The sequence below is a fragment of the Streptomyces sp. CC53 genome (assembly GCF_001865245.1).
Lineage (GTDB): Bacteria > Actinomycetota > Actinomycetes > Streptomycetales > Streptomycetaceae > Streptomyces.
This window is the reverse complement of the sequence record NZ_MKXB01000194.1, coordinates 130,747-156,629: the sequence shown is the minus strand read 5'-3', so window position 1 is coordinate 156,629 and position 25,883 is coordinate 130,747. Positions and strand designations below refer to the sequence as shown.

Here is a 25,883-nt window from a genome sequence, read left to right as displayed (position 1 = left end):
CGCCAGGGGGTGAGTCGTGACTGCCTACCGGATCGTCTTCACCGATCTACGCTCCGATCAGGTGCTCGACACCCTGCCCGTCACCGACCTCAGCCTCGACGACTACATAGGCAAGGTGGGCCGCCTCGCTGGAACCGTGTCCGTCCCGAACCGCGAGATCGCCGAACGCGCGCGCCGCGTCCTGGTCCCCGGGCGTACCGGCCTGTGGGTCGAGCGGGGCCGCGACGTCTGGTGGGGCGGCATCCTGTGGACGCTCAACGTGGCCAGCGACGCCCGCGGATTCCTCGGCGCGCAGATCCAGGCCGGCGGGTGGGAGTCCTATCTATACCGGCGCATCCTGTACGACACGCAGGAAGCCCAGCAGGTCGACCAGTTCGACATCGTGCGGGGACTTGTGGACTACGCCCAGTCAGCCCCGGGCGGCGACATCGGCATCACCTACGACGCCACCCCGTCCGGCATCCTGCGCGACCGCACGTTCTCTCGCTACGACCATCACACGATCGGCGATCTCCTCGACGCCCTCGCCGCGGTCGAGGACGGTTTCGAGTGGCGCATCGCGTCCTACCGCGACACCACCGGCCGCCGCATCAAACAGCTTCAGCTAGGCCATCCGGTCATCCGGGCCGGCGCCGCCGACGTGGTGCTCGACCACCCGGGGCCGATCATGTCCTACACGTGGCCGACGGACGCCACCGTGAAGGCCAACGCGTGGCAGTCACGAGGCGCCAGCATCAACCGCAACCAGGCCGCCGACAGCTTCCCCCTGACCAGTCCCGTTCTCGTCGACGAGGCGGATCTCGACGCCGGGTGGCCACGGCTCGACGGCTCCAGCGACTACACCACCGTTGAGAAACAGGCGACGCTCGACGCGTACGCCCGCGCAGACCAGGCCGCAGCAAGCGCCCCCGTCACGATCCCGGAAATCACTGTGCGCCCCGGCGGAGCGATCAGCCCCGCCCTGCTCGGCGCCACGGTGCGCGTCCGCATTCGGGACCTATGGCACCCCACCACCCTCGACGCCCGATACCGAGTCGTCGGCATGTCCCTGACCCCACCCGACCGAACCCGCCCCGAACAGGCCCGCTTGTACTTGGAGGCCCCCTAGTGCCGCACGTCCCGCAAGACCTCCTTGACCGCATCAACGCCCTCGAACGGGAGGTCAAGCAGCTGCGAGGCCGCGCGCAGATACGGCCCGCCCTCAATCAGGTGCTCAGCGGCGACGTCGTGATCGGCGAGGGTGGGCAACTATTCGCCAAGACGCCCGGCGGCGTGAAGACGTTCATTGTCGGCCAGACCCCCGAAGGCGACTGGGGCGTCGGGTTGGGCCGCGAGCAAGGAACCGCGGCTCTGACCGTCGGCGACGACGTGCTCAGCACCGCGCAGATGATCCGCATGTGGTCACGCAGCGGCGAAGTCATCGCCATGGATGACGCGTACGCTGACGACTTCCTCGGCCGCCCTTCCATCCCGATCCCGATGCAGCCGACGAGCGCCATGCAGACCAGCAGCACCACGCTTTCAACCGCATGGGTCGGCGCCTCGCGGCTGATGAATCCGGTCCTGTGGTGCGCCATCGAGACCTACACCCCAGCCGGGGTCACCGCCAATGTGCAGGTCGAGGACGACGACGGCGTGATCGAGCAGTGGACCGCCGCCGCCTCGAACGGCTGGACCTACCGCGAGATCACCAAGCCCGTTCGCAGCAGCTTTTTCCAGCACCGCAACTACCGGGTGAAGCACAACGTGATCAGCGGCTCCGGAACCATCCGAACGAACTTCCTCGGCATGTACACGCGCAACACGTTCACCGCCGAGGAGGCGCCGCAGTGACCGCGCCCACCGAACCGGACCCCGGGTCAAGCGGCGCCATGCCCGCCCCCGGCGACGACCCCCTGACCATGCTCCCGCCCACGATGGAGGCATCCGCCGATGGCTCTTCCCGAGTCGATACCCACGGTCCAAGTCACGGGCCGGTACCTCCTACCTGACGGCACACCCCTCACCGGGCAGGTTGTGTTCCGGGCCCCCGCCCTGGTCAGTTTCCCCGATTCTGACGTCATCCTCGGCGGCCCGGTCATCGCGCCGCTCGACGCCCAAGGCGCCTTCGCCGTCGGCTTGCCCGCCACCGACGCCCCCGGCATGAACCCTGCCGGCTGGTCATACAGCGTCGCCGAACAGCTTGCAGGAGTGGCCACCGGCCGCACCTATCAGATCCTCTTGCCTATGGAGACGCCCGCGGTCGATATCGCGGACATCGCGCCGACCGACCCCACGACCCCCGCCTACGTCGCCGTACGCGGCGACAGCGCGTACGAGGTCGCGGTGAAGGCCGGTTATCAGGGCACCGCCGAGCAGTGGCTCGCGTCCCTGGTCGGCCCCCAGGGCGCCACGGGCGACACCGGCCCGGCCGGTCCCGCAGGACCACAGGGCGCCCCGGGGCCACAGGGCCCCCAGGGCGAGCAGGGACCTACCGGCCCCGAAGGGCCCGCCGGACCCCAGGGACCCGCCGGACCCCAGGGCGAACCGGGGCCGGCCGGAGCCCCCGGCATCGTTCAGTCCGTCAACGGCCAGTCCGCGGCCGACATCGTCCTCGACGCCGCCGCCGTCGGGGCGTACCCGAGCACGGGCGGCGTACTCAACGGCGGCATGGCCACGACGGCGACCAGCTCTTTCCCCAACGTTCGGCTAGGTGGGTCGTCCACCAGCCTCGCCGGCGGCGGCGGGGGCGTACTGGCCTTCCCCGACACCCTCACCATCCCCACCAGTACGCCAAGCGGCTGCGTCCTCTACAGCGAGGGCGGAAGGCTCAAGATCCGCCAGAAGGACGAGTCCGTGATCGCCGTCGAGGCGGCCCCCGGAACGTGGCTTCCGCAGGACTACGGGCTGAGTGCATGGGCCTACGACCTTCACGCGCACTCGCGCACCCCCGGTGACATGCCCGCGCAGGCTGGCCGCCTCTACCTTGTCGGAGTGCCCCTGCGCACCGCGCGCACGGTGTCGCAGATCGCCGTGCACGTCATGGGCTACGACAAGCCGAACACGACCACCACCGCCGCGGAGTTCGGCATCTACAGCGCGGAACTCGCCCTCCTCGCCACATCCGGCCCCGCCCTGTCCCAGCTTCCGGAAGTGCACAACGTCGGCGGGCAGATCGCGCCCATCACCATGTCCGCACCCGTCAGCCTCGCCCCGGGCCACTACTACGTAGCAATCCTGATCAAGGGCAGCACGACAGCGACGCCCTTCCTCGCGGCGACGAACTGGGGCGGCTCGACCTCGACAACGTCGGGCGCGGTCGGCGCGTCGTCGAGCGGCGTACACCGGTGGCGGCAAACCACCTCCACCAGCCTCACGAGCCTGCCCGCCACCCTCACAGCCGGCGCCTTCGCTGAGTCGACGACCTGCTATTGGGCCGCCATCGTCTGACCCCCGCCCGCCCCATCTTCCACACGCCCGAGCGCACTGCGCCGGGCGCTTTTTCATGTCTGGAGACACCCCTATGCCCGTCGAGATCATCAGCCGTGCCACGTGGGGCGCCAAGCCGTGGAACGGCGACCCCGCCCACGTCCCACTCAGCGACCGCCGCGAATTCTTCGTCCACTACGACGGCGCGCACCACATCGGCCGCACCGGCTACGCCATCCCCCGCGCCATCGACGCGCAGCACCACGCTCAGGGGTGGGCCGGCATCGGCTATCACTTCGTCGTCGACCAGGCCGGCACCGTCTACGAGGGCCGCGGGTGGGAGCGCAAGGGCGCGCACTGCCCCGGGCACAACGTGTCCGGGATTGGCGTACAGATCGCCGTCGGCGGCGACCAGGAGCCGAGCGAGGCCGCCCTCGCCGCGTGCCGTGCCCTGTACGACGAAGCGTGCCGCAAGACCGGCCGCACCCTCGCCCAGCGTGGCCACCGCGACGGCATCGCTACCCAGTGCCCCGGCGACAAGCTGTACGCATGGGTGCGGGCTGGCATGCCGGTCAAGGCCACGGAGCAGCCCGCGGACGGAACCGCGCCGCAGGGCGGCACGTCCGGCACCGTGCCGAGCATCGCCCGCTACCGCACCACCATCAATGGAGTGCAGTACGGCTACGGCGCGCACGGCCCCCATGTGACCCGCGTCGGCGAGGCCCTGGTCGCCGCTGGATTCGGCGCCCCCTACAGGGTCGGCCCCGGGCCTACGTGGACCGATGCCGACACCGCGGCGTACGCGGCCTATCAGCGCTCCCTCGGCTACACCGGAGCCGACGCCGACGGCGTGCCCGGAGAAACGTCGCTGCGGCGCCTGCTCGGCGCCCTCCCGGGCAAGGCACCGGCCAAGGCCGAGCCCGCGTTCCCCGGCCGCGACAAGTTCCGGCCGGGCGCTAACAACCGGTACGTGACCATGCTCGGCGAGCGCCTGGTCGCCAAGGGCTACGGCCGCCACTACCACCGCGGCCCCGGCCCCCGCTGGGGCGAAGCCGACCGTCGCAACGTCCAGGACTTCCAGCGCTCCCAAGGGTGGCGAGGCTCCGACGCCGACGGCTACCCCGGCCCGCAGACGTGGCGCCGCCTGTTCACCTGACCCCCGCGCCCGCTCAGCACCGCGCCGGGCGCGGCGCACCCAACTTCCGAGAGGAACCCCCCATGACCCCGAAGACCAAGCGCGCCATCCGTACCGCGCTTCAGACGGCCGCCGCGGTCGTCACCGTCGTACCCGCCCTGGCCGCGGTCGTCGCCGACTCCGACGCCCTGGCCGTCGCCGCCCCGTGGCTGGTCGGCGCCGCCGCCTCGGCCGCCGCCGTCGCCGGCATCGCCGCCCGCGCCATGGCCTCGCCCGTCGTCGAGGCCCTGCTCGACCGGGTCGGCCTCGGCCTGGTCGACGACGACGCCGGCGGTGACCAGTGAGCCAGCCGCCCCCGCCCGACCAGTCCGTCGCCGTCGAATTGGAGAAGCTGCGCGGCACCATGACTGCCGGTTTCGCCAGAGTCGACGGCAGTCTCGCTCTACTTGTCCAGCGCGGCGACCAGACCGACCGCGCCCTCGCCGACCACGAGCAGCGGCTCGACACCCTCGAACGCGGCCGATGGCCGCTCCCATCCGTCGCCGCCCTGGTCGCCGTGTCCGGCCTCGCCCTGTCCCTCTGGCAGCTCGCCACCCGCGCATAAGCAACGCCCCCCGTAAGGCCGTTCGGTGGCCGTACGGGGGGCGCTCTTGTGCGTTGCACCGGACGGTACCGGCGACACCCGAGAGAGGGCGTTACACGTCGGCGCGCTTGGCCAGCTCCACCAGCCCAGCGAAGCCCGAACGCGTCAGCCTCAGCCGAGGGCCGCCCGGATTCTTGCTGTCCCGCACCAGGAACTCACCCGTGGCCCGCGCGTGGCCGGGCGCCCACTCGATGCACTCTCCGCCGTTGCTCTGGCTGTAGCTGGAACTGGTCCAGTCGGGGTCAGGGGCTCTGTGGTTGAGCGTCATGGGAAGTCCTTCGCAATGGTGTCGATCATGTCTGCCGTCTCATCCGGCGGCGCGGCCATGGCGGTCAGAAGATCATAGGCATCCTGCGCCGCCGCAACGTCTCCTTCGTCAGCCAGGATGTACCCCCGCGGGAAGCCGTCCACATGCACTACGTCGGCCCCCTCCCTGAACGCCAACAGCCCGAAGGGGCTGACCACGAGGTTGTTCGCCTTGCGCTGGGGGACGATCTGCACCCGATGCCGCGGAGTCTCGGCCAGGTCACGTAGTTGGTTCAGCTGAGCACGCATGATCGAAGCGTCACCAACGGGGTTGCGAAGGGCGCTTTCGTTCAGCACCAACCACAAGCGCGCCGGATTCTCCTCGCGGGTGAGGATGCGCTGCCGCCCCATGCGGGCCGTCACCAGATCTTCAAGGTTCGTCGGCCGGCCGGTACGCAAGACCGCCTCTGCGTACGGCCGCGTCTGCACGAGCCCCGGGAGCAACGTGGGGTGGAACATCTTCACCACGGTCGCCTTCGCTTCAAGTTCCACGTAGTGCCGGAACCACGGCGGGAAGGCATACCGCAGGGCCAACGGCCAGAGCCGAACGAAACGGCCGCCAGTGTTCGGAAACACTCGGTCGCATGCCTCCGCGAAGTCCAACCCCGGAACACGCTCCCCGGCCTCGATCTTCGCCACAAGGGAGTACCCGCAGTGCGCCTCGGCTCCCAGCTCCTTGCGGGACATGCCTAGCCGCTCCCGCTCAATGCGCACCTCATGGCCAAAGTGCGCCAGGGGTGAAGCGGACGGGTCAGCAACGCGATCGTTCTCGTTTTCGACGCTCACCAGATCGAACCCCCTTTGATCGTTGGACAGTTGGCGATGTCCAAAGCTCCGGTCTAGTGAGCGTAGCCGCGTCTGCCCATGCTGTGAGTACGCAATTACGGACAGCAGTAAAGGGCCGACCATGAGACCCGCACCGACCACGCACGCGCCGACGGATGGCGTCCCGTCCTCGTGCTGTTCTGTGCCGCCCCTACCCACGCGGCCGGACTGGCTCGACATCCCCGCCCTCATGCGGGACCACACGGCGTGGATGCTCGACAGGACCGCAAAGGCGCTGCGGACAGATCTTCATAAGGAGGTGGCCCGGTGACCGCACGAGAGGCGGCACCAGCCGTGTTCATGCCGAGCCTTGAGCCCGTGGCGCATCCCGGCTGTCGCATCTGCCGGGCGGCCCACCGAGGCCGCACATCGGCACGCATTCAGCAAACTGTTGAAGGCGTCCGACGCTACAGCGCGATCACCGCGGCACACCCGCACCGGTCCCCCGCTGAGGGGGCGGCGTGAGCGCCCCCGAGACCACGCAGAAGTACCCGCAGCCATGGGGAGTGGGGGAAGCCGTACGCGACACGTCCACCGGGCGTGTAGGGCTCGTCATGGGTCGCATCGGCGGCTACGTCCAGCTCCGCCCGCCGGGCGGCGGGCGAGAGTGGGACGCCAGTCCCGACAACCTGGAGTCCGTCCCCATGTCGACGGCGCTGGGGCCCGCGGCACGGGCCTACAGGCAGACGGAGTGGTGATGGAGCCTGACCCGTTCGAAGGAACGCCGTATGAAGGGAGCCCCGAAGGGTGGTGGACTTCGTACGGAGGAGCAATGAGCGTGAAGTCTGGCGTTGTCTACCTGCCACCTGGCAGTAAGCACCCCCCGTGCCTCAGAGGGTGCGAGCGATGCGAGACATCCAAGACCACGAAACGACGCCATAAGTCGCGCCGGCATCGGCCGTGGCACTCCGTGGCCGCCTTCGCGGGCCCCCTTCTCATTGCCATGATCAGCGGCTCGTGCGGATTCGTCATTGGCGTCGCCGCACGCGGCCCGTACTAGGCTCCCGCCCCCTCCCTGGACGAGTCCCGAATTGGCTTCCCCCACCAATTCGTTCCCCCTAGGGAGGGGGCGGGCCCCACCGAGGGACACCAATGGCCCGGTTCATTGAGATCACGAACAGCCCTACCGACCTGGGGTGGCTGCATCAGGTACATCGGGACTTCTGGACAGGCGCAGTCGTCTCACTTCGGTGTCCGGGCCTGCTCTGTAGGCGGCTGGTTTATGTCGATAGACATGGTCGCCTCGCTGTCCACCAGCGCGACAGTCTTCCAGCGGACTGCCCAATGTCGGGCGTGCCAGTCATTGACCGTGCCCGCCCAAGCCCTCGTAGCTCAGCCAGGTAGAGCCCGCGCACCTGCTCTCTTCACATCGCGCGGAGAGCCCGGTTCGATTCCGGGCAAGGGCACTGGTCACCCCTGCACCACGGTGGAGTTCCGTTCCTCCGGGGTGACCTGCAAGTGCACGCAAGGAACCCAACCGAAGGGAATCCCATGAGTGTCACCCTGGAACGCCCGGCCAAGCTGCGCCAGGGCCGAGACCTCGTGTCGGCCGCCCTGTTCGACCGACTCACGGACTTCTGCGCCGAGGAGTACCAGTACGAGCGCGGCACGGCCGCCCTCATCATGGACCAGGCCCTTGCCCTCCTGTGGGTGATGGGCACCACCCGATCCGGCGACACCATGTCCCCGAGCAAGGTCGTGGACCCCGGATGGCACACGTTCATGCTGCACAGCGAGGAGTACGCCGACTGGTGCAACGAGCACTTCGGCTACTTCCTCCACCACCGGCCGAGCGCCGCGGTGCGGACGAAGGGGCTCATGGCCGATGTGGTCGGCAAGATCAAGGCTGCTGGCTTCGCCGTGGTCCCGACCATGTGGGGCACGGCTGGCGAGTGCAACCCCCCGGCCTGCTGCGGCGACGGCGGCTGCTGACGTAGCGGCAGACGCCAAGTAGGCGTCCCCCAGTACCGGTAGGGTCCGGGTACGCAGAACGCGTACCCGGACCCTTTCGCAGCAGAGGAAGCACATGGGTAAGCTCATTACCGGCGAAGGGCGCGTCAACGCCCTCCCCTTACTGTACGACTGGCAAGAGCGGACGGTCTGCATTCTCGCTCACGCTTCCACTGGCGCCGGCAACCGCACAGCCGTAATTGGGTATGTCCCCTATCCCGAGATCCCTGACGCAGATCTGAGGCGGATTGCTGAAAGGCACGGAAAGATAGGGGAGTGGGGGAAGCCGGCAGCGGCGTATTGGCTGATCAATACGGGGCACGCCTCTCGCATCATTCCCAAGCCAGGACACATGCACGTGAACGCGAAGTGGCAACTAGAAACCGAGTGGTCAGCAACCCTCGAAGGCCCTTCTCCGACCTTTGGCGGCTATTCCTCCCTGGTTACAGGGCGCTTCGCCTTTGAGGACCCCAACCTGATGGAACAGGCCCGAGAGTTGCTGTCCAACAAGCATCTCCCGTAGAAGCAGGCCCTACTCGCCCCCTGGCCCCGCGCCGCCCCCTCCGAGGGGGCGGCGCGGTCCGCAACACACGCGACCCCGGCGCCATGACCACAAGCGCCGGGGTCGCTTACTGCCCCTACCGCGCATCACCCCAGGTCAGGCGCCCAAGGGGCCCCCGCGTGTTTTGGACACCCTGTTCCACATGAGGGTCGCCACACGGTCGCCCTCGGCGACTCCGAGGCCGTCGCGCAGGGCGCCCGCGAGCCGGGTCGCCCGGGCCCCGGCCTCGGCGAAGCTGCGGCGGCGCGGGGCGTCCGGATCACCGGTCCAGGTGGTGATCTGCGACTTCCCGTGGATCGTCATCCCGTGGTGCAGGATGCGGGTCACGGTCAGCGGTACGTCCTGCATGGTGCTCAGCACGGCGTCCTCCCGAATGGGCGCGGCTCGCTACGCGGCGGTAGCCAGGTGGGTGTGCAGATTCTGCGCCCATACCGAGCGGTATGTCACTACCTGGGAGTAAGTTCGCCGCAGCGAATACGCGTCCTGCCGGGCCGGGGGACGCGCCGCAGCCCGGCCGCGCGGCGCGATGTGCCACCTTCCTCCCTGCGGTACGGCTCAGGTGCCGGCGGGCTGCCGTGCGGCTCAGGCTCCGGGCAGTTGCTGCCCTACCGCTCGGGCGCCGAACGGCTGCCGGACCGCTCATCCCGTGCCCCTCGGCCCATACGCTGTCAGCCCCGCGTCGGAGCGAGCTCGGGGTCGTCGCGCAGCTTTCCGAGGGCGCGGGACACGGCGCTCTTCACGGTGCCGACGGAGACGCCGAGCACCGCTGCGGTCTGGGCCTCGCTGAGGTCCTCGTAGTAGCGCAGGACGACCATGGCCCGCTGCCGGTCGGGCAGGCGCATGACCGCGCGCCACATCGCGTCGCGCAGGGCCTGCCGGTCGGCGGGGTCGGGCTGCCCCGGGTGGCCGACCGGCTCGGGGAGTTCCTCGCAGGCGAACTCGTCGACCTTGCGCTTGCGCCACTGCGACGTGCGGGTGTTGACCAGGGCGCGGCGCACGTAGCCGTCCACGGCCCGGTGGTCCTCGATGCGCTCCCAGGCGACGAACGTCTTGGTGAGGGCCGTCTGCAGCAGATCCTCCGCGTCGCACGGGTTCGCGGTGAGCGACCGGGCGGTGCGCAGCAGGTAGGGCCCCCGGGCTCGTACGTACGAGGAGAACGAGGGGTGTCCGGTGGCACTGGCGGTGACGGGTGCGGAGGCACCGACGCAGACGGGCCCAGAAGTCGCGGTCATGGCATCAACGCTAGGAGCGGGCCCGGCCCGCCGGATCGCCCCCAGGTCCCGAACCGGCGTCCCCCTCAGGTCGGAGGGGCGCAGCGCCCTCCACCTCCTGTAGGTGGAGGGCGGGGCGGGGCGGGGTCAGGGACGGCTCCTCCGGAGGGCGGGGGCGTAGCTCCCCATGCAGGGCGTAAGGCCCGCGCGGCGCGACCAGCCGGCACGGTCGCGGGGGCCGTAGGGCCTCCGCCGTCGTCGCGCCCCCACGGCGGGTGCTGCGCCGGCGCTGGGGCTCCTGGGACCAGGGCCGTCCGCCTCGTCACGGTGGACGGCAGGCCGGGCCCGGGGCCGGCTCACCACGCGGCGACGGCAGGCCGGACACGGTCGGCCGGCTCACCTTCGCAAGGCCAGGGGCTGGGCGAAGGTGAGGCCGGGGCGGGCGGGGCGGGGCCGAGGCGGGACGGGGTCCGAGGCCGGGGCGCCCCAGCCGAGTCTCCTCCCGCGCCTACCCGGCAGCGGTGGGGGCGTCCCGCCGGGCGGCCCGTTCGACGAGGACGAAGGTCACGCTGATCAGGAGCGCCCAGGCACCGAACTTCGACAGCGCCACGGGCTCCCAACCGCCCAACTGGTGCGGGTAGCTCCAGGCGCCGACGTACGTCGCGGCGTTCTCGGCGACCCAGAGGAAGAAGCCGATCAGGCCGAAGGAGAGCGCAAGCGGCATCCGGTAGTCCCGGTCGCCGACGGTGAACCACACCCACGTGCCCGCGGTGGCGGCCAGCAGCCCCGCGGCGAGCAGCCAGCGCGCGTCGGGCAGCCAGTGGTGGGTGAAGAAGTTGACGTAGACGGCGGCTGCGAGGAGCGCGGTGGCCCTTGCGCGGTAGCCGGACAACCTCAGCCCGAACAGCCGCCAGGCCCGGCAGACGTAGCTGCCGACCGCCGCGTACAGGAACCCGCCGTACAGCGGCACCCCGGCGATCTTCAGGACGGCCCCCTCGGGGTAACTCCACGAGCCCAGCCAGACCTTGACGAGCTCGAAGAGCAGCCCGACCACGTGGCACACCGCGATGACACCGGTGTCGCGGGCGCTGTCCCAGCCCACCCGCCGGGCGAGCACGGTCAGCAGCACGCCGTAGAGGAAGACGAGGTCGTAGCGGGCCACGGGAAGCCCTTCGGGCAGGAGCCGGGACACCCCGATCCCCGCGACCAGCGCCACGGCGAAAGCGCAGCAGCGCAGCTGCACGACACCGAACCGCACGAGTCGCCACCACGCCACGGCGATCCCCCGGGCCACCGGCCCGCGCTCAGCCATGCCTCGCCCCTGCCCGCCGGCGCCGTGCGAGAACGCTCCCAGGCCACCGCCCGCACCCCCACCCCGCCTCGGCACCACCGCCGACCCGGCCCCGCCCGTGGTCACACGCCCGCATCCGTGACCGGCCCCGCACCCCACGGCACGTACGGGCGCGGAGCGAGCCCCGCACCTGATGCCGTGCACCACGGCTTCCACGCCGGTCCCGTGCCCGGCCTCCTGTCCGGTCCGGTACCCGCCCTCGTACCGGAGCCACCGCGGGACGCACCGGGCATCCCGGCACCCGTGCGCCCTCATCCACCTCGTCGTCGCGCATGACACCGCCGCCCTCGCCCGTCCAGCTTCCGCGGGTCGCCCGCCCCCGCTCTGACGACGGGAAGGACGCAAACGGGACGACGGCGGTTTGCGCTTCCCCCCGACGGTGTGGTGCCGCCGGTGCACGGCTTCCCCCTGCCGGCTCGGTGCCGCCGGCGCACTTCCACCAAGGGCGCGGCGGTCGGTGCGCGGCCTCCAGCGAGGGCGCGGCGCGCGCGGGCGCACGGCCTCCACGGAGGGCGCAGTGCCGCCGGTTCGGCGCTTTCCACCGATGGTGCGGTTTAGCCACCACCGTCAACACCTAGCGCAGCCGAACGCCTACGTTCCGTGAGAACCCGCATTCGGAGGTGCCCGCTCATGCGTCGTATCACCCAGAGGATCAGCACTCTGACAGCCACCGCGCTCATGGCGTTCACGTCGTCATCCCCGGCACAGAGCAGGGCGCAGGCGGCTGCCGCGTACTTCGAGTTCACCGACACGTCCCGGCAGCGGTTCGTCATCAAACTCACCGACCCCGCCCGTATCGGGGAGGCACGGGCCCTGCTGAGCAGCGGCGAGGACAAACACGTCATGGGCAGGATCGTGAAGCGCCGCGCCCCGTACAACGCCCGTTGGAGCTACCACCTCGCACCGGACACCATCAACTTCTTCCACTACGCCGTCGAAGTCTGCGACGCGACCATCCCGTACGTGGAGGAGCACGTGGCCGAGGTCGGCGGTGCCTTTCTCCCGGGCGGCCACTGGTGCCCCTGGACATCCCGCCTGGTCCGGGAGGTGCCCCCGCCCGAGAGACTCCGCGCATGAGCCGGGGCACCGGGCAGTCGGACGGGGTGACACCGTCGCCTCGGGCGGGGCTCCCGGGAGAGGGCCAGGCGGACGGAGCGCCCCCGGGAGGGGCACGGCAGGCGAGCGCCCGGGGAAAGGCGCCCGGCGGACGGAGCGCTTCGGGGGGCGACGCCGGCTCCGGACCGGCCGGCGGCGCAGCCACTCGCACCGGGAGCGCTCGGGGCCTGCGCGGTACTGCGAGGCGCGTCCCACGGCTGGCGCGCCCCGCGGCGGGCGCGTCCCACGACGGCCGACGCGACGAGCGGGCGGGGTGGTGTCCCGAGGCGGCCGACGCGACGAGCGGGGCAGCCGCCACCGGACCGCGGCGCACCGCGCCCACCCTGCCGCTCAGCGGCGGCGACAGGCGATTCCCGCGTCGCCCGGGGCGAGTGAACCGCCGACTCTCAGCCCTCGCCGCCCCCCTCTTCCTCATCGCGGACGACCCGGTACGTGCACACCTGAACGCCGGTGCCGCTCGTGACCGCCGACACCAACCGGAGCGTGCGCAGCCCCCCGTCGCGGGGGAAGATCGTCTTGCCTCCGCCGAGCAGGACCGGCATGACCATCAGCCGCAGCTCGTCCACGAGCCCCTCGCCCAGCAGCGTGCGCACGAGGGCGGAGCTGCCCATGACGAGCACGTCACCGCCGGGCGCCTCCCGCAGCGCGCGGACCCGGGCGACGACATCCCCGCCCGCGATGCGCGTGCTGTTCCAGTGCAGCTCGTCGTCGCGGAGGGTGTCGGTCACGACATACTTCGGGAGCGCGTTCATGCGGTCGGCGAAGGGGTCGCCGGCGCGCTCGGGCCACGCCGCGGCCATGGTCTGCCAGGTCCGCCGACCGAAGAGCAGCGCCTCCGCGCCGCCGAGTGCCTCGTCGAACGCGCCGCCCACGACCTCGGGGTCGAAGAACGGATGCGTCCACCCCCCGTGGTCGAACCCGCCGTCGGTGTCCTCCCCGGGCCCCCCTGGCGCCTGCACGACGCCGTCCAGGCTGATGAACTCACTGATCACCACACGCATTCCGGCCCTCTCCTCACCTCTGCCGCAGCAGTCCGTACAGGAAGAAGACCAGCCCCGCGCCCGGAACTCATCGCCACCCCACCCCCCTCCACTGTGACGCCGATCACATCGCCCCCCTCGCGGGGCGCCGCGCCCGTGAATACCCGCGCGCCTTCCCGGCGCGTCCCGGATCGGCCACGATGGCCCCCGTACTGCTACCCGACACCCGCCCCGACGCCGAACTGGTCGAGGCCGTACGGATCACCGACCCCGTCCGCCACTTGTCGTCACCGTCCCTGACGGGGGACACCGTCGCCCTCTGGGACCCGGCACAGCAGGCCCTGGCCCTCGTCACCGCGGTGCCGGACAGCGAGCCGTACCGCTGCCTCCTCCCCGGCCGGGGCATCCGCGCGCACGGCCCGACCGGCGTCCTCTTCGAAGTGGCATTCTGCTCCCGGTGCCGCAGTGCCCGCATGTGGGGGAGGCGGACATGTCGGCGCGTCATCGCGACCAGCCCTTCGACGGGGACAGCCCAGCCGCCCTCGACCTGCTGCGACGCTTCCGGCACTGCCTGCCGACCTGAGGCACCGGACATCACGAGCGGCCGAAGCGGTGGACGCCTGCCCGCGGAAGACGCTTCCCGAGGCGCCCGCGCCGACACCCCAGGGCCGTGACGCCCCCGCCCCCTGCCCCCTTACCCCTGGCGCCTGCCGCCCGCTCCCGCCCTCGACCCCGCGTCCGGGCGGACGGCGCCGGGCACGGCCAACGCCTCACCCGGGCACGGCCAACGCATCACGGGGCCGACCCTGCCGCCACCTGCCGCACAGCGGACGCGGCGGCGCACGGAGAGGGGAACACCCCCAGCCCGATTGACTGAGCACGCTCACTGAGTATGCTCACTGAAATGCCCGACACCTCAGCGCGCCCGCCCTCCGGCGGCCTGCGCGCACAGCGCAAGGAAGAGACCCGGCAGGCCTTGCTCGCAGCAGCCCGCCGTATGCTGGAACGGCGAGGGCTCGCGGGATTGACGACCCGGGAAGTGGCCACCGAGGCGAGAGTGGCCACCGGGACGTTCTTCGTGCACTTCCCGGACGTGAACACGCTGATCGAGACCCTTCTCGACGAGCACGTCGGACGCGCCCTCCACACCGCGATGCCCACCCTGCCCCCGGCCGGCGACCTCGTCGCCCGACTCGTCCACGTGGCCGGAGAGCTCTACGCCAGCTACGACCGCGAGCCCGACCTCGCCCGGCAGTACCTGTCCGCCTCGCTCTTCCCCACCCGGCCCGACGGCCCCGCGGAACAACGCATGGCCGAGTTCCGCCGCTGGGTGACACGGGAACTGCACGAAGCCGAATCCACGGGCACGGTCGCCCCACTGGACCCTGAGCTGGTGTTCACCGTGTTCTTCTCGCTCTACTTCGGGATCCTCGTCGCCGGTCTGCGCGGAGACCTGGACCGCCCGAGCCAACTGCGCCTGCTGGAACAGTCACTGAGCCGGTTCCTCACCCCGCGACCCCGCCAGGAGCCCGTATGAAACCGCTCGACATCCTCGTTGCGGGTGGCGGCATAGGCGGGCTGACCGCGGCCCTGGCCCTGCACCGGGCGGGACACCACGTCACCGTCGCCGAGCGGAGCCCGCACCCTCCCGCGAGCGGCGCCGGGATCATCCTCGCCCCCAACGCGCTGCACGTCCTCGCCGCACTGGACGTGGACGTGACCGAACGCAGCCACCAGCTGGCCTCGTTCGACCTCGTGAACGCCGACGGGTCCGTACTGCAGCGCCTACGCCCCCAGCACCCCACCGGGCACCACGACGCCTCCCGGTCGCTCAGCCGCCCAGCGCTGCACACCGTCCTCCACGAGCACCTGCCCGACGCGGTCCGCCTCCTCCCGGGACGAACCGTCACCTCCGTACGGGACACCGGGACGGCCGTAGAGGTCCGCTTCGCGGAGGACACCGCCGCCCACGTCCACGACCTCGTCGTCGGTGCCGACGGGCTGCGCTCGACCGTACGGGAACAGCTCACCGGTCCGCGGCCACTGCGCTACAGCGGCACCACCTGCTGGCGGGGGATCACGGACAACCCCGGATTCACCGGCGCCGTGGAGTCCTGGGGCCCCGGCACCCGCATCGGAGCCGTACCCCTGCCCGGCGCACAGCTCTACTACTACCTCGTCGCGACCGCGCCCAGGCGTGCTCCGGAGCCGGACTGGCCCGAAGGCTTCCACCGCGTCTTCGGCCGGCACCGCGGCGAGCCCTCGCGGCTCTTCGACGTCCTGACCGCGGCGCCGCCGCTCCGCCACGACCTGGAGGAACTCGACGCCCCCGTATGGGGCTCGGAACGGGTCCTGCTCCTCGGAGACGCCGCCCACGCCATCACCCCCAACCAGGGGCAGGGAGCAGCCATGGCCATCGAAGACGCCTACGCCCTCGCGCTCAGCCTGCGCCCCGGCGCCGACGGCGCCCTCACCCGCTACCGCTCCCTGCGCCACCGCCGCGTCCGCCGCATGCAGCTCACCTCCCGGCACATCGGGAGCATCTCCCACTGGCACAACCGCCCGGCCCGCGCGCTGCGCGACACGGCGCTGCGCCTGCCTTTCGCCGCCGGCCGGCAGCACCGCGCACTCGTGGCGCCCGCCCTGGCCCTGCTGCGCACACCCTGAACCGCCCCGCGCCTCCCGCCTGCCCGGCACCCGGTGCGCACCAGAGCGGAACCGACACCCCACTGGCGCACCCGCGCAACGGGACACCCCACACCGGACACCGCAAGGGACGAAACCGCCCGCCGCTGCGTCCGACCCCCTGAGCCCAGGCCGGGCCACGCGGAACCACCACGCAACAAACCCGCCACGCACCCCCGCGACGCCCCACCGCACCACCGCACCACCGCACCACCCAGCACCCAGCACCCAGCACCCAGCACCCAGCACCCAGCACCCAGCACCCAGCACCCAAGTGGACCGTGCCCTTCCGCCCAAGCGGCCGCGGCACCAGAGCGCCACCCCATCCCGACCGATCCGGACCTGCGTCCACGACAGGGACCCGCCAAAGGAGCACGGCCCATGCCCCACACGCCGTACCGGACCGCGGCGGCCACAGCCGCCGTCGTCCTCGCCGCCTTCTCCCTCCTTCACCTGGTCTGGTTGCGGTCCCCCTGGCCGCTGTCCACACGGGAGGAGTTCCTCGAAACGGTCGTCGGCCAGACCTCGCCCGCCCAGAGTCCTCCGCCGTGGATGACACTGGCCGTCGCGTGCCTCCTCGCCGCAGCGGCGTGGCTCCTGTTGGCCAGAGCCGGCTACGTACGCGGCTTCCTCCCCCACCGCCTCCTGAACGCCGCGACCGCGACCGCCGCCGCCGTACTCCTCACCCGGGGTGTCGCGGGCCTGCTCCTGTCCGGGGCGATCGGCCAGGGTCCGTCCGCGTACCGCTTCTGGGATCTGGCCCTGTACTCACCCGTCACCCTGGCCCTCGGCACGGTCGCCGCCCTCCTCTCCTACGCCCCCGCCGCACCCAGGCGTCGAGAGCCTGACGCCGACACCGGCACCTGACCGGCAGGCAGCGCGGGTTCGGGCCCCTTGCCGACGGCGGCCTTGGCGCTGGAGTACTCCCATACGATGCCGCAGCGTCAGGTGGCTGCATGCTTCGTGCGCGGCATGGGCGCCGGCCGGGCCGGAGCGGGGCCGGACACAGGATCGCCGGCCCGGGGGCCGGGCCGGGCGCGGTGAGCGGAGCGAGCCGCCTTGAAACCTGTGGAGCGGCTGTACCTCAAAGGGCGCCGCAGGCACAGTTCCCCGCTGCCCAATTGCTGGGGAACGCCTGAGGGTCGGCCACTGGTCGCCGATGGATCACCGGCGAGACAGGCACCACGCGACAAGGGCGCCCCCGAACCGGAGGCGCCCCTTCTGACCAGCGCAGACGCTGACCTGCAAGCGGTGGGTGTGGGATTTGAACCCACGGTGACTCGCGCCACGACGGTTTTCAAGACCTTTCGATCTTCCGGGCCACTACCGGTTCCGCTGCTGGTCAGAGTGGCACAAGGGCCCCAGCCGAGCCGTCGTCGTCCTCGCCGTGCCCTCTGCGTGCCCCATGAACCCCGTCGTGCCCCGTGAGCCAGGCGTCCGAAGCGGTAGCCACCTCTGCGTCACGTCCTGCAACGGGCCGAGCGTAGTGGCGGGTGGTGACGCTCGCGTTGGAGTGCCCGAGGCGGTGGGCGGCGGTCATGACGCCGTATCGGTCGGCTACCCAGGTCCCGTGCGAAGCCCGAAGGTCGTGGGGTGTCACGTCCGTCAGCCGGGCCGCCGAGACCGCAGGGTCGAAGTACGCCTTGCGCCACTGGTTGTAGCGCAGCGGTCGGCCGGACCGGTTCGTGAAGAGGAGCGCGTCATCCCCTCCGGGCAGGCCGTCGAGGTAGGCACCGAGCCGCTTGGCCAGGGACGGAGCCAGGGAGAGGACCCGTCGCTGGTGGGACTTCGGGGTGTCGAAGACCAGAGCCCCATTCGCTTCCGCCAGGTTCTCGTCCACCACCAGGAGGCGGCCAGGAACGTCTACGTCCCTCCGACGCAGCGCGAAGGCTTCCCCGACCCGTAGGCCCGCGAAGGCAAGGAGCGCGATCAGGAGGTCATGCGGAGCGTCGGCGTTCCGGACGATCCGGGATGCCTCCACAGGTGTGAGGATGTGCGGCTCTGTCTGAGGCATACGAGGCAGGCGCACGCCACGGCACGGAGTCTGAGCGATCAGACCGTTGTCGACCGCCGAGCCCATGATCTGTGACATGACCCGGTACGCCTGGCGAATCCGCGACGCGCTGAGCCCCTGCGTCTTCATGGCAGCGACCCACTCCGCGACCGTGATGGGCCGCAGGCTGGCCAGCTCGCGGTCCCCGAGCACCGGGTTGATGCGCGATTTGATCAGCGAGCGGTACGACGCCTGCGTCTTGTGCTTGAGCTGCGGGGCGACCGATGCCAACCAGCGTGCCGCCCAATCCCGAACAGTCGTCTGCCCTTCGGCCGGGTCGAGCCAGCGGCCTTCCTCGATCTCGACGCGCTTCTTGACGAGCCACAGATCAGCGTCGGTCGTGGTGGCGAAGGTCCGGTCAGCAGGCCGCAGGATGCCGTCCGGGCCCGGATACCGAGCCTGGTACCGGCCCGAGGGCAGCTTGCGCACCCGTCCGAAGCTGCGGCGTGCCTTGCGCTTCCCGGCCATCAGGCCACCGACCGAAGACGGGACGGACGGAGGGCTACCGGCTGGACCGTGTTCGCCGCGACGAACGCGGTGACAGCGCTCTCCCGGATGCGGACGTGTCGGCCGACCTTGACGAACTCGATCCGCCGTTCCTCAATCAGCCGACGGGGGAAACGCACCGTGGTCCCCAGCAGTTCCGCGACCTGGCCAACGGTCAGCAGTCGGTCCATGTTCGGTCCTCCCCTTGGGTGTCGAGGTCGTGCAGTGCCTCGCGTGCGGTTTCGCGGTTGGTTCGGATGTCGCGGGCGATGCTGGCGGCGAGCCAGGACTCGCCGGGGCTGTGGCCGTGTCCCGCGTAGGTCCAGTGCGCCAGGACGAGCGTGGAGCCCTCCGGGTCGTCGTCCGGGTCGGGCAGGCCCCGTTCGCGGCGTTCCTGGGCGGCGCGGTAGTCGGCGCGGGTCTGGCGTAGGGCGGTGAGGGTGGTGGAGTAGACGCGGGATTTGGTGGAGAAGTGGCCGCGGAAGCCGAGCATGTGGGACCAGCGGGCGAGCAGCCGGTCCGGGTAGTGGGCGTCGAGGTCCCAGCAAGCTTTGATGAGGCGGCGGGTGTGATCTGGGAGGTCGAGCCGGTCGAGTTCGGCGGGTTCGCCGATACGGCGGTCGATGGTGCCGGTGGTCTCGGCGGCCTTGGTGGCGTACTTGGCGACGTAGGCGGCAACCGCCTGTTCGGTCAGCTCGTCGTCCGCCAGGCCGCCGATGGGCTGGACGTCGACCTGGTCGCCCCACCGCAGGGTGTGCTGAGGGAAGGTGCCTGCGGGCGGGACGGTTACAGCGACGCGGGCGGCGGCAGCGCGGATGGCGTCGTCGAGCAGCGGGACCGTCGCCCAGGCCGGGGGTTCGGTGGTGGGTCCGTCGGGTCCGTCGAGGCGGACCACGGCGTGGAAGTGGATCGCGCCGCGCTTTTGGAACTCGGCGACCTTCCCGAAGGACACCCGGCAGGAGTCGGCCAGGGCGCGTTGGGAGAGTCCGGCGCGGCGGGCGATCTCGCGGCGCAAGTAGATGGTGAAGCGCTGCCAGAGTTGGCCCGCGTGGTTATTCCATAGCACCGCGCCCGCATAGTCGTAGCGCTCGGGGTCCAGCGCGGTGCCCAACAGCGGGTCGCCGTCCGGGTGGGTGGTACCGCAGCGGCAGCGGCCGGAGGCCGGGCGGTTGTGGACCGGCCCGAACGACGGCGCGGTCAGGGTCGCGAAGACGCGGGGGTGGTCGCGGACGGTGGCGGGAACGTTCTTGCGGTCGTCGCCGGTGATCCCGGCGCGGATCAGGTGGTAGGTGTCGCCCGCGTAGGTCCAGGCGCACGAGGGGCAGCGCGAGGCGCGCCGGTTGCCGCAGGCCACCCGTAACCGGCCGCCCGGTTCGTCAGCCGTGGAGTAGGAGTAGAGGACCTCACCGGTGCGGGCATCGCGGGTGACGGTCTGGCCCTGGAGGTGGATGGGGTCGGAGCAGCCGCCGGTACTGCGGACCTGTTCGCGCCACCGGTCGAAGCCGGGGGCGTTCGCCACTCGCAGCAGGTCGGCGAGGGTGAGCGGGTCGGTGCCCACGGCCGCCGCCATATCAGCGACAGCGGCCGGGGCCACGGGGAAGACCGTCACGCGGCCACCACCGAGGCGGCAGCGGGCAGGGTCGCACCGGTCGCCCAGTCGAAACGCGCGCCGGAGGGACAGGCGCGGGGGCCGTCGGGCGTGTCGTGGGAGAGCACGCCGTCCCCGTCGACCTGGACCCAGCGCCAGCCGTTCACGTGCTGGCGGCAGCCCATGCACGAGGAGGGGACAAGCTCCGCGTGCTCGGTCCGGGACAGCGGCGCGGGCAGCAGCTCGTATCCGAGGGTCGCGTCCTTCGGGCAGATGAGGTCACCGTCGTGGGTGAGGACGCGCAGGCCCTCCAGGCGGACCCACCGCCAGGCAGGAACCCGAGCCGAGCATTTCGGGCACCGGTCCCGAGCTTCCAGCTCGGACCAGGAGAGCAGTGCGGACGAGGACAGAGCAGGCATGATGGAAGCTCCCTTCGAGGGACCGGGGGCGGCGATCTGCTTGGCGGTAGGGCGCCACCCCCGGAAGCCATATTGCGTGTCTTAGGTGTCACAGTACAGCTTGGGTTGGCTGCGTCAAGAGTCTTGGGTGACCTAGGACGGGTTTCAGCGATACCCTCGCTCCATGACGCTGAGCGCTGAGGACCCCCGACCCGCTTCTCGACAGGTGGCAGACGCCATTCGAGCCGAGATCCTCTCGGGGGCCCTGGCGCCGGGTGCCAAGGTCCCGTCCGTTCGCGACCTGGCAAAGCAGTACTCCGTAGCCGTCATGACGGCGCAGAGCGCAGTGGAGATTCTCCGTGGAGACGGCCTGATCTACACCAGTCCAGGGCGAGGCAGCTTCGTCCGCGACCAGGTTGAGGCTCCTACTGACGCCGCGCCTTCAGCCGAGTTCATCGCTCTCACCCAGCGCCTCAGCGAACTTAGTTCGACGGTCGAGAGTCTCGCGGAACGGCTCGCTCGGCTCGAAGAGCAGTCGAAGGCTCGGGACACAGCCTGACCACAACCCGGTCCACATCTCGGGAGAGGTCTTGCACCCGTGCTGTGATTCCAGCCAACTGATTCAAGACTTCCGCCAGTTCATCCGGTGTGAGGGACACCAGAGTGCCTCCGCTCCTGTAGCTTCCGACCCAGCACGGAGAGCACACCGCAGATCAGGGCGATGACTACAGCCTGAGAGCCGATCACTCATAGCTCACTCACAGGCACAGTCACACGGGGAGTCGGGATGGCAAGCGAGGGTCACACGGCAGAAGCGTTCATCGCTGACTTGAAGCGCTGGCGCGATGTACGGGGCATGTCCCAGTCGGCACTGGCGAAGCGGGTGGGATACACACCTTCGTACGTCTCCAAGGTCGAAGGTGGACAGCAGCGCCCCAGCCAAGCCTTTGCGGAGCAAGCCGACCGGGCACTCTCGGCGGGCGGTGCCTTACGACGCGCCTTCGCCGAGCTGGAGGCAAACGGCCGGCCGGAGCCCACTCTCCCGCACCAGCACACACCCGATCAGCCAGGGCCCGAGTCTCAGGCACACAGTCTGATCGTGAAGCACGATGACGCGGAGCTGTTCTACGACGGCCGGACGTACCGAGCCACTCAGCGTCGACAGATCTATAACGCCAGCCCCAACCCTGTTACGCAGTACCTCATCCGGATCTCGGTCGATCGCTACCCGGGAAGTCCTGAGCGGTCGAACCAGCTCTATCGCGAGAATCCGCTCACCTGGGATGAGATCGGGCTCAGCGCCCAAGTCGGGAACGAGCCGGTCGGATGGCGCGTCCAGCACGACCGCGACGCCTTCAAGGAACTGTGGCTCCTGTTCGAGAACGAGTATGGGCGATACCCGCTGTACCCAGGTGAGACGACCTGGATCGAGTACTCATACACGGTCGGCGACGAGAAGTGGGGAACTTGGTTCCAGCGAGCAGTCCGGCTTCCGACTGAGCGGCTCAGCGTCCGACTGAACTTCCCGGTGGAACTTGACCCTGCAGTGTGGGGCACCGAGACGACGATGACCGCCGCGGCGTTCCCCTTCCGCACAGCGATCCACCAGGAGGCGGCCAGCGATCGACGGATCTTCTCCTGGAGCACCGATGCCCCGCCGCTTCACGCTCGATACCGGCTGGAGTGGAAGTTCCGAAGCCGCAGTAGTCAGGAAGAGAGCAGTCCAGCCATGCCCCAGAGCGCCAGCGAGAAGATGCGATCCATCGGCATCGTCCAGGCGGGAGACCCGATCCTGACCGGGCAGGCCCGGCGGTTCAATCTGCCGACAGAGGCTGAGGACGCGCGGCGGGTGGTGGCCGAGCTGAACGCAGCATCGGAGCGAGCCGCAGGAATCCACTTGTTCAGCAAGGGGATGGGGTGCGCAGCACCACAGATCGGGATCGACCGAGCAGCCGCCATCGTTCGAACGCCGGATGGGGAGACCATCACTCTCCTCAACCCGCGGGTGATCGAGGAGTCAGCGGACACGGACGAGCAGTACGAGGGGTGCTGGAGCTTCTTCGACGTACGCGGAAAAGTCCCCCGACCGTTGAGCATCACGGTGGAGCACACGGACATCAGCGGCGAGCAGCGCATCACAATCTTTGAGTACGGGGTCGCCCGTCTCGTCGCCCACGAGATCGACCACATCGACGGCATCCTGTACACCACACGCATGCGCCCCGGAGTAGACCCGATCTCCGTCTCCGAGTACCGAGGCACCGGCCGAACTTGGAGCTACGACGCCAGCGGCCGGAAGACCTGACCAGGCTGGCTGTTACAGGTTTCTCTACCTCATCAAGGCACCCGCCGCGCACAGCGCGGCGCGCGCGGCCCGTCGCCCGGGCCTGCGCTCCTGTCTCCGCCCCGCTCCAGCCCGGGCGCCGTCCGCACGCCTGACAGCTCGGGTTGATGGGTGGGGAACCACGACGCGGCCGAGGCGGTACGTGGGTGCGGCTCAGGACGATGCCTCCGGCGGGGGCGCTCAGGCTCCGGGATGGAGGGGGCCCGTGCGCGGGTGCCGGCCGTGGGGTGTGGCGGTGGGGAACTCCCATCCCGTCTGCCGTCGACCCAGGCAGAGCCGAGCAGACACGGCACCGGGCGTCCAGGTCGTTCGTACAGTGGCGCGCTCCACCTGGACGCCCGGCACCGCGCCTGCTCCACGGTGTGTGGGTCGACGGCAGACGGGATGGGAGTCGGGGGTAGACGTTGTGCAGGCGTAGAGCATGTTCAGGCCCACAACGCCCTTTCCGGAACTCTCGCAGTACATACAAGTCAGAGGGGTCTCTCGCTCTCGTCCAGGCGTCGAAGCAGCGAGGGCGAGTCTGCTGCAGCCGTACGAGCAGCTGTCTTGGCAGCCTTGAGTCGTCGTCTCCACAGAAACCGTGAGCGTTGTGGATGCCAGAGAGCTTGATAAACCACATAGTTCGCCTCGTTGAGGCCGCGTACGTACCGGGAGACGATGCCACCGCCAAAGTCCGTATCCGGATGCTGCTCGTAGCTCCGTCGGCTCTCGTAGAAGAAGGCGATCCTGGTCGTCACGTACCAGTCCGAAACTTCACGACGCACGCCAGCAACCATGGCGGCGGACTCGAATGCGTGAAGGCCCTTTCGGAGTCGGGGCCACTCATCCGTCTCCCCTTGAGACCAAACGGCCTCGTCCAGCTCAGTCATCGCGCTTCGAACGGCGGCACGAGCCTGACGACGCTCGGGTCCAGCGCCGACGTACTGGGTCACGACAGCACCCACGCTGCCCGCCCCAAGAAGTTGCAGGATCCCCACAAGATCGGCCATCGAGCGACCGTAACAGGGTGAGCGATCCAAGCGGGGAGATTCGTCCGAGATACCGCAGTGAAGCGGATCGAAGGGCTTGAGATCGAGGATGGCCTTGTGACAGCGCCGTGCCCCTCCCGTGCCCGATCGTGCGGGATACATCGGGGAACCCAGGGTAGTCACGGACAACTCGCAACACGAAGGCCTCTGACCTTTTCACCTGGTCAGAGGCCTTCGACATGCGCGGTGGGTGTGGGATTTGAACCCACGGTGACTCGCGCCACGACGGTTTTCAAGACCGTTCCCTTAGGCCGCTCGGGCAACCCACCCGCGCCCCGCCTCACCTGGCGCGGAGCGGCTACAGCCTACCGGCTGGCGGCTCTTCCTGGGGCGCCCTCTCGCGGGAGCCGGCCTCGACGCGGGAGCCGGGCCAACCGTTGGGACGGGCATGACGCAAGAGCCCCGCCTGGCGGCGTGGCCGCCGGGCGGGGTGCGGGGTTGCGGGCGGGGGCGGTTCGTCAGTCGCCCTTGCGCTCGCCCAGGGTGACCTTGACCTCCTGCTCCTTGCCGTCGCGCTCGTAGGTCAGCGCCACCGTGTCGCCCGGCTGGTACGTCCAGATCTCGCTGATCAGCGTCGGCCCGCTGTCGATCTCCCGGTCACCGAACCGGACGATCACGTCGCCCGGCCGCAGGCCGGCCTTCGCCGCCGGGCCGTCGGGGCTGATCGCCGGCGAGCCGCTCGCACCTTCCTCGACGATTCTGGCGCCCTGTCCCTTCTCCGCCATGTTCACCGTGGCGCCGATCACCGGGTACACCGGCTGGCCGGTCCTGATCAGTTGCTGTGCCACGTTCTTCGCCTGGTTGATCGGGATCGCGAAGCCCAGGCCGACCGACCCGGCCTGGGACTGGCCGAGCGGGCCCGAGCCCGGCGACTGGATCGCCGAGTTGATGCCGATGACCGCGCCACGCGCGTCCAGCAGCGGGCCGCCGGAGTTGCCGGGGTTGATCGACGCGTCCGTCTGCAGGGCGCTCATGTACGAACTGCGGCTGCCGGAACCGTCGCTGGAGGCGACCGGGCGGTTCTTCGCACTGATGATGCCCGTCGTCACCGTGTTGGACAGGCCGAACGGCGCACCGATCGCGATCGTCGAGTCGCCCACCGCGACCTTGTCGGAGTCGCCGAGCGGCAGCGGGGCGAGCCCGGCGGGCGCGTCGCGCAGCTTCAGTACCGCCACGTCGTAGCCCTGCGCCCGGCCCACGACCTCCGCCTCGTACTTCTTGCCGTCCGGGAACGTCACGCGCAGCCGGCCGCCGTCCGCCGCCGAGGCCACCACGTGGTTGTTGGTGAGGACGTGGCCTTCCTTGTCGTAGACGAAGCCGGTGCCGGTGCCTCCGCCCTGCCCCTCCGTGCTCGACTTGGCCTCGATCGTGACGACGCTCGGCAGCGCCTGGGCGGCCACGGCGGCGACCGTGCCGGGGTCGCGCTTGAAGCCGGCAGGGGCCTCTCCGGCCGCCGCCACCGTGGAGCTGCCGGTCAGGCCGCCCTGCCGGTCCGCCGCCCAGTAGCCGATGCCGCCGCCGACGCCGCCCGCGAGGAGGGCGGCGACCAGGACGGCGGCGATGAGGCCGCCGGAGCGCTTGCGGGGCTGGGCGGTGGTCGCCGTGCCCGGTACGCCGGCGGGCGGCATCCCCATGACGGTGGTGCCGTAGGCTCCCGGCCCCTGCGCCGCGCCCTGCGGGTGCGCGCCCCAGCCCTGCGCGCCGGCGTCGGCGCCGTACGCGGGGACGGTCGGCGGTACGGGTGGCGGCGGGGGCGGTCCCGCGGGCGTGCCCGGGTACGCCGGTCCGTGACCGGCCATATCGCCGGCCGCCGG

26 protein-coding genes, 2 tRNA genes and 2 pseudogenes are annotated in these 25,883 nt (G+C 70.5%); 17 read left to right on the top strand and 13 right to left on the bottom strand.

All coding sequences use genetic code 11. The features are described 5' to 3' along the window. The first annotated feature begins 16 nt into the window (after positions 1-16). The 6 genes from BJP40_RS25570 to BJP40_RS25545 all read left to right on the top strand — a co-directional run bounded on the left by BJP40_RS25570 (position 17) and on the right by BJP40_RS25545 (position 5,147). Positions 17-1,108: a hypothetical protein gene (locus BJP40_RS25570; protein WP_071282698.1), complete on the top strand. Its 1,092-nt coding sequence runs from the start codon at positions 17-19 to the stop codon at positions 1,106-1,108. Next, entirely contained in the window at positions 1,108-1,833 is a 726-nt protein-coding gene (locus tag BJP40_RS25565; protein WP_071282696.1) for a hypothetical protein, read from the top strand. The genes BJP40_RS25570 and BJP40_RS25565 overlap by 1 nt, the downstream gene beginning before the upstream one ends. Before the next feature lie 99 nt (positions 1,834-1,932). Beyond that, a complete protein-coding gene (locus BJP40_RS36125; protein ID WP_071282694.1) occupies positions 1,933-3,429 on the top strand; it encodes a collagen-like protein in 1,497 nt (498 codons plus the stop codon). A gap of 73 nt (positions 3,430-3,502) precedes the next feature. Then, the gene (locus BJP40_RS25555) at positions 3,503-4,564 is read left to right on the top strand and encodes a peptidoglycan-binding protein (RefSeq protein WP_071282692.1); all 1,062 of its coding nucleotides are present in this window, start codon (positions 3,503-3,505) and stop codon (positions 4,562-4,564) included. 62 nt (positions 4,565-4,626) lie between these two features. Further along, positions 4,627-4,887 carry a hypothetical protein gene (locus BJP40_RS25550; protein ID WP_071282691.1) on the top strand — a complete coding sequence of 87 codons (261 nt, stop codon included), beginning with the start codon at positions 4,627-4,629 and terminating at the stop codon, positions 4,885-4,887. After that, positions 4,884-5,147 (top strand): hypothetical protein, encoded by a 264-nt coding sequence (locus tag BJP40_RS25545; protein ID WP_071282689.1) that lies wholly within the window; start codon positions 4,884-4,886, stop codon positions 5,145-5,147. The genes BJP40_RS25550 and BJP40_RS25545 overlap by 4 nt, the downstream gene beginning before the upstream one ends. Before the next feature lie 91 nt (positions 5,148-5,238). Here the strand turns inward: BJP40_RS25545 and BJP40_RS25540 are convergent, their stop codons facing one another. Both BJP40_RS25540 and BJP40_RS25535 read right to left on the bottom strand, forming a co-directional pair. Continuing rightward, the gene (locus BJP40_RS25540; RefSeq protein ID WP_071282688.1) at positions 5,239-5,454 is read right to left on the bottom strand and encodes a DUF397 domain-containing protein; all 216 of its coding nucleotides are present in this window, start codon (positions 5,452-5,454) and stop codon (positions 5,239-5,241) included. After that, positions 5,451-6,278 carry a helix-turn-helix transcriptional regulator gene (locus BJP40_RS25535; RefSeq protein ID WP_071282878.1) on the bottom strand — a complete coding sequence of 276 codons (828 nt, stop codon included), beginning with the start codon at positions 6,276-6,278 and terminating at the stop codon, positions 5,451-5,453. The genes BJP40_RS25540 and BJP40_RS25535 overlap by 4 nt, the downstream gene beginning before the upstream one ends. Before the next feature lie 500 nt (positions 6,279-6,778). Here BJP40_RS25535 and BJP40_RS25530 point away from each other — a divergent pair, with 500 nt between their 5' ends. From BJP40_RS25530 to BJP40_RS33785, 4 genes are all read left to right on the top strand, one after another. Then, on the top strand, positions 6,779-7,015 hold the full coding sequence (locus BJP40_RS25530) for a hypothetical protein (RefSeq protein ID WP_071282686.1): 237 nt from the start codon (positions 6,779-6,781) through the stop codon (positions 7,013-7,015). A 623-nt stretch (positions 7,016-7,638) separates the two neighbouring features. Further along, positions 7,639-7,723, top strand: a tRNA-OTHER gene (locus BJP40_RS34605). Positions 7,724-7,808: 85 nt separating this feature from the next. After that, complete coding sequence (locus BJP40_RS25525; protein ID WP_177204480.1) at positions 7,809-8,249, top strand: hypothetical protein; 441 nt, start codon at positions 7,809-7,811, stop codon at positions 8,247-8,249. A gap of 94 nt (positions 8,250-8,343) precedes the next feature. After that, on the top strand, positions 8,344-8,790 hold the full coding sequence (locus BJP40_RS33785; protein WP_143066028.1) for a hypothetical protein: 447 nt from the start codon (positions 8,344-8,346) through the stop codon (positions 8,788-8,790). A 174-nt stretch (positions 8,791-8,964) separates the two neighbouring features. Here BJP40_RS33785 and BJP40_RS25520 read toward each other — a convergent pair. The 3 genes and pseudogenes from BJP40_RS25520 to BJP40_RS25510 form a co-directional block, all read right to left on the bottom strand. Beyond that, positions 8,965-9,189, bottom strand: a pseudogene (locus BJP40_RS25520) (fatty acid--CoA ligase); the annotation flags it as partial. A 308-nt stretch (positions 9,190-9,497) separates the two neighbouring features. Next, positions 9,498-10,061, bottom strand: a complete 564-nt coding sequence (locus BJP40_RS25515) for a SigE family RNA polymerase sigma factor (RefSeq protein ID WP_071282683.1) — start codon at positions 10,059-10,061, stop codon at positions 9,498-9,500. Between the two features lie 487 nt (positions 10,062-10,548). Next, complete coding sequence (locus BJP40_RS25510; protein ID WP_071282681.1) at positions 10,549-11,352, bottom strand: DUF817 domain-containing protein; 804 nt, start codon at positions 11,350-11,352, stop codon at positions 10,549-10,551. A 669-nt stretch (positions 11,353-12,021) separates the two neighbouring features. Between BJP40_RS25510 and BJP40_RS25505 the strand changes: the two genes are divergently transcribed. Then, positions 12,022-12,468 (top strand): calmodulin-binding protein, encoded by a 447-nt coding sequence (locus BJP40_RS25505; protein ID WP_071282679.1) that lies wholly within the window; start codon positions 12,022-12,024, stop codon positions 12,466-12,468. Positions 12,469-12,893: 425 nt separating this feature from the next. Here BJP40_RS25505 and BJP40_RS25500 read toward each other — a convergent pair whose 3' ends face one another. After that, positions 12,894-13,508 carry a dihydrofolate reductase family protein gene (locus BJP40_RS25500; protein WP_071282677.1) on the bottom strand — a complete coding sequence of 205 codons (615 nt, stop codon included), beginning with the start codon at positions 13,506-13,508 and terminating at the stop codon, positions 12,894-12,896. An 883-nt stretch (positions 13,509-14,391) separates the two neighbouring features. Here BJP40_RS25500 and BJP40_RS25490 point away from each other — a divergent pair. The 3 genes from BJP40_RS25490 (at position 14,392) to BJP40_RS25480 (ending at position 17,039) form a co-directional block, all read left to right on the top strand. Continuing rightward, on the top strand, positions 14,392-15,024 hold the full coding sequence (locus BJP40_RS25490) for a TetR/AcrR family transcriptional regulator (RefSeq protein ID WP_177204479.1): 633 nt from the start codon (positions 14,392-14,394) through the stop codon (positions 15,022-15,024). Further along, positions 15,021-16,154, top strand: coding sequence for an FAD-dependent monooxygenase (locus BJP40_RS25485; RefSeq protein WP_071282672.1), 1,134 nt, complete (start codon positions 15,021-15,023; stop codon positions 16,152-16,154). Before BJP40_RS25490 ends, BJP40_RS25485 begins: the two co-directional genes overlap by 4 nt. 399 nt (positions 16,155-16,553) lie before the next feature. Further along, a complete protein-coding gene (locus tag BJP40_RS25480; RefSeq protein WP_071282669.1) occupies positions 16,554-17,039 on the top strand; it encodes a DUF3995 domain-containing protein in 486 nt (161 codons plus the stop codon). Positions 17,040-17,514: 475 nt separating this feature from the next. Here the strand turns inward: BJP40_RS25480 and BJP40_RS25475 are convergent, their stop codons facing one another. The 4 genes from BJP40_RS25475 to BJP40_RS25460 are packed head-to-tail and all read right to left on the bottom strand — an operon-like array spanning position 17,515 to position 20,718. Further along, entirely contained in the window at positions 17,515-18,693 is a 1,179-nt protein-coding gene (locus BJP40_RS25475; protein WP_071282668.1) for a site-specific integrase, read from the bottom strand. Further along, a complete protein-coding gene (locus BJP40_RS25470) occupies positions 18,693-18,902 on the bottom strand; it encodes an excisionase family DNA-binding protein (RefSeq protein WP_071282666.1) in 210 nt (69 codons plus the stop codon). Before BJP40_RS25470 ends, BJP40_RS25475 begins: the two co-directional genes overlap by 1 nt. Continuing rightward, complete coding sequence (gene repSA, locus BJP40_RS25465; RefSeq protein ID WP_071282664.1) at positions 18,887-20,281, bottom strand: replication initiator protein RepSA; 1,395 nt, start codon at positions 20,279-20,281, stop codon at positions 18,887-18,889. The genes BJP40_RS25470 and repSA overlap by 16 nt, the downstream gene beginning before the upstream one ends. A gap of 35 nt (positions 20,282-20,316) precedes the next feature. Continuing rightward, complete coding sequence (locus BJP40_RS25460) at positions 20,317-20,718, bottom strand: hypothetical protein (RefSeq protein ID WP_071282662.1); 402 nt, start codon at positions 20,716-20,718, stop codon at positions 20,317-20,319. Between the two features lie 163 nt (positions 20,719-20,881). Between BJP40_RS25460 and BJP40_RS25455 the strand changes: the two genes are divergently transcribed. The 3 genes and pseudogenes from BJP40_RS25455 to BJP40_RS25450 all read left to right on the top strand — a co-directional run bounded on the left by BJP40_RS25455 (position 20,882) and on the right by BJP40_RS25450 (position 23,002). Continuing rightward, positions 20,882-21,256, top strand: coding sequence for a GntR family transcriptional regulator (locus tag BJP40_RS25455; RefSeq protein WP_071282660.1), 375 nt, complete (start codon positions 20,882-20,884; stop codon positions 21,254-21,256). Positions 21,257-21,484: 228 nt separating this feature from the next. After that, positions 21,485-21,688: pseudogene (locus tag BJP40_RS35925) on the top strand (helix-turn-helix domain-containing protein); the annotation flags it as partial. 108 nt (positions 21,689-21,796) lie between these two features. Continuing rightward, positions 21,797-23,002, top strand: a complete 1,206-nt coding sequence (locus BJP40_RS25450; RefSeq protein ID WP_256220824.1) for a peptide deformylase — start codon at positions 21,797-21,799, stop codon at positions 23,000-23,002. 509 nt (positions 23,003-23,511) lie between these two features. Here BJP40_RS25450 and BJP40_RS33780 read toward each other — a convergent pair. From BJP40_RS33780 to BJP40_RS25440, 3 genes are all read right to left on the bottom strand, one after another. Beyond that, a complete protein-coding gene (locus tag BJP40_RS33780; RefSeq protein WP_143066027.1) occupies positions 23,512-24,030 on the bottom strand; it encodes a hypothetical protein in 519 nt (172 codons plus the stop codon). Positions 24,031-24,253: 223 nt separating this feature from the next. Then, positions 24,254-24,338, bottom strand: a tRNA-Ser gene (locus BJP40_RS25445). A gap of 189 nt (positions 24,339-24,527) precedes the next feature. Then, the coding region (locus BJP40_RS25440) for a S1C family serine protease (RefSeq protein ID WP_371258693.1) at positions 24,528-25,883 on the bottom strand (1,356 nt) is incomplete at its 5' end.